The sequence below is a fragment of the Emticicia fontis genome (assembly GCF_054779675.1).
Genome location: NZ_BAAGXU010000038.1, coordinates 1 through 536, shown reverse-complemented (window position 1 = coordinate 536; position 536 = coordinate 1). Strand labels below are relative to the sequence as shown.

Genomic DNA, 536 nt, shown 5'->3' with positions numbered 1-536 from the left:
GCATGATTTCGTTGTGTCCAACTCTTAAAATCACTTAGATAATTCTTATACTGCTCTTGCAATCTCTTACCATTCACTCCGTAATAAGTAGCAATACTTTGCGTAGCATCTGCATTAGAATCGATTGATAGCTTTTAAAAAAGCAGCAAACTCGTTTGTCATGCGAGTGCCGTCTGCTACCAAATCCCAGTTCCGATATACTACTTTTTCAAGGGTATGGCTATACCATCTGCGTCGCTTGATATGTAGAAAAACTTTATGTCCTCTGATTGGAAAATCCTGAACTGTAATCTCTTCAAAGAAACCTTTTGACTCCAATTTCTGATTCTGAAATTCTTTAGGTATCTGATTAATCTCCTGTAGATATAAATGCATTACTTCTGAGCTCGTATTGTAGGAAGTAAGCTCAAAATTCTCAATTATAAGCGCTGGTAGTAATAACTTTAAAATATCTCTGTAACTCTCTTGCATCTGTCTCTTCTTAAAATGCAAAGGTCAAGATTATTTTACTTCCCCACAACTTTTAGGGTTGATCC

General features: G+C 36.0%; 1 protein-coding gene. It reads right to left on the bottom strand.

Going from position 1 to position 536, the window contains the following annotated elements; genetic code table 11:
- Positions 1-114 precede the first annotated feature (114 nt).
- Positions 115-471, bottom strand: a complete 357-nt coding sequence (locus ACYVFA_RS19575; protein WP_460473551.1) for an ISAon1 family transposase N-terminal region protein — start codon at positions 469-471, stop codon at positions 115-117.
- Positions 472-536 lie beyond the last annotated feature (65 nt).